The sequence below is a fragment of the Actinomycetospora sp. genome (assembly GCF_055612215.1).
Map to the genome: position 1 here is coordinate 1 of NZ_JBVPVA010000047.1, position 2,550 is coordinate 2,550.

A 2,550-nucleotide genomic window follows, 5' to 3' on the forward strand; every position below is an offset into this window, starting at 1 on the left:
CGACGAGGTCGTCGCGACCCTTCGGGTTCCGCGCCCGGTCGGGGTCGAGGTCGGGGTCGAAGCGGGCCTCGAAGAGCCGGACGAGGCCGACCGCGACCTCGGCGTGTGCCCCCACGACGTCGGTGATGTAGCTCTGGCCGTAGGGGCTGCCGAGCTGGCGCTGGTAGCGGGCGAGGGCGCGCAGCAGTGCCGCCTCGCGCCACGTCAGTCCCGCGGAGAGGACCAGCGTGTTGAAGCCGTCGGTGCCGGCGCGCCCCCGCCAGATCGCGGTGAAGGCGTCGGCGAAGCGCCGGGTGAGGTCCTCGGTGTCCTTCTCGGCGGCGGGCTCGTGCCCCAGCCGCAGACCGAAGTCGTTGATCCATCCGACGGCGCCGTCGCTGCGCCGGACCTCGTAGGGCCGTTCGTCGATCACCTCGATCCCGAGCGAGCGCAGGACCGGCAGGACCGAGGACAACGTGATCCGGGTGCCGACCAGGAAGAGCTTCAGCCGACGGTCCCCGGCGCCGTCGTCGACGGGTACCTCCATGGGCCGGTACAGGCGAACGGCGACGTCGTCGGGACCGCCGAGGCCGTCGAGCACGAGCAGGTCCGCGAGGCCCTGTTCCGGGGAGAAGTCCTCCTGGTAGGCCTGGCTGAACGGCTCGGCGAGGGCCCCGACGGCGGCGAGGGCGGCCCGTTCGGCCGGGCCGGCCGCCGCGCGGAGGCGGTCGTTCCAGGTCCGTGCCGCCTCGGCGAGCTCGGCGGTCAGGGCGGGGACGTCGGGGCGGACCGGTTCGCGCTGCCCGGTGTGCACGGTGACGTGGAGCAGGGCGAGCTGGTCCTCGGTGACCCGAGCGGTGTACTCGATGTCGGTGCCCTCGAGGCGGTCGAGGAGCAGCTGCTGCATCCGCAGTCGCGTGGCCGTGGTGTAGCGGTCGCGCGGCAGGTACACCATCGCCGAGAAGTAGCGGCCCCACCGGTCGCGGCGCAGGAACAGCCGCACCCGACGGCGCTCGGCCAGGGCCAGGACGCCGGTGACGGTCTCGAGCAGCGACGCCCGGTCGGTACAGAGCAGCTCGGCCCGCGGGTAGGTCTGCAGCACCTCGAGCATCCGCTGCCCGGACCACGACTCGACGGGCAGCTGCGTCTGGCGGATGACGTCCCGGACGCGCCGTGACACCACCGGGATGCGGGTCACGTCGCTGCTGCGCGCCGCGACGGTGAGGACGCCGAGGAAGCGGTGCTCGCCCACGACCCGCCCGCCGGCGCCGAAGTCCCGCACGCCCACGTAGAGCGGGTGCACCGGGTCGTGGACCGTCGACCGGGCGCTCGCCCGAGTCAGGACGAGCAGCGCCGAGTCGTCGGTGCCGGTGCGGTCCGGGGCCGAGGCCTCGGCGAGGACGTCCGGGGCGAGCGCCTCCCGCTCGGCGAGGTCGGGGCCGGCGGTGAGCGCCCGCGCCGCGGCGCTGTCGCGGCGCAGGATGCCCAGTCCCCGCCCGGTCGAGCTGCCGTCCGCGCGGACGGGGGCGCCCACGACCTCGTAGCGGTACCCGAGGAAGGTGAGGTTGCCGTCGGCGAACCACCGCAGCAGCGCGACGGTGTCGTCCGTGCGGTGCTCGGCGACCGGTGGTGGCGACGACTCGAGGTCGTCGGCCAGGGCCCGTGCCTTGGCGCGCATGGTGTCCGCGTCCTCGACGACGTCGCGCACGTCGGCCAGCACCGAGGACAGGCGCTGGTGGAGATCGGAGGCCAGCTCGCGGACCGACTCCGACCCGGCGTCGGCCTCCAGCTCCAGGTTCATCCACGACTCGACCTGCGTGCCGGCAGGTGCGGCGGCCGGATCGACGTCCGGGAGGATCTCCTGCAGGGCGCCGTGGGCGTCACGCCGGACGACGACGAGCGGGTGCACGACGCGGTGCACGACGGTGCCGGTGCGCGCGAGCTCCGCCATCACGGAGTCGACGAGGTAGGGCATGTCCTCGGTGACGACGAGGACGAAGACCCGGTCGGGGTCGTGGAGAGCCCCGGCGGCGCCGGTCTCGGCGCCCGCGCCCAGCACGGCGGTGACCGGCTGCCCCGGGACGTGGAGGCGGGCCAGGCTGCGGTGGGCCCGCACCATCGCCAGCGCCTCGGCGGGGTCGTCGGCCTGCTCCTCCGGCGGCATCAGGTCGAAGTAGTGGACCGCGAGCTCGCCGAGCTCGACGTCGTCGTCCTGCTCGCGCGCCGTGCGCCGCAGCGCGTCCGCCCGCGACTCGCTCCGCGCCTGGGTGCTCGTCATCTGGTCGCCTCCGCCGGCAGCTGGGAGTCCGACGCCGTCAGGTCGCAGGACAACTCCGGACACGGCGGCCACTGTAACGACCGCTCCCCGGGCCTTCCGGTTCCACCGACCAGGGGAATGGGGCCGAATCCCGGCCGGTGTGCAGACACACGAAAGCCCCCGAGGGTGTCCTCGGGGGCTTGGTGTGGGTGGGGGTGGTTGGGTGTTCCGGCGGTGTCCTACTCTCCCACGACCTGGCGGTCGCAGTACCATCGGCGCTGGAGGGCTTAGCTTCCGGGTTCGGGATGGGTCCG

Annotated in this window: 1 rRNA gene and 1 pseudogene; both read right to left on the minus strand. The window is 74.1% G+C overall.

From position 1 onward, the window contains the following. Positions 1-2,257, minus strand: a pseudogene (locus AC0CYZ_RS00990) (NAD-glutamate dehydrogenase); the annotation flags it as partial. 205 nt (positions 2,258-2,462) lie between these two features. Next, a 5S ribosomal RNA gene (gene rrf / locus AC0CYZ_RS00995) occupies positions 2,463-2,550 on the minus strand; the annotation flags it as partial.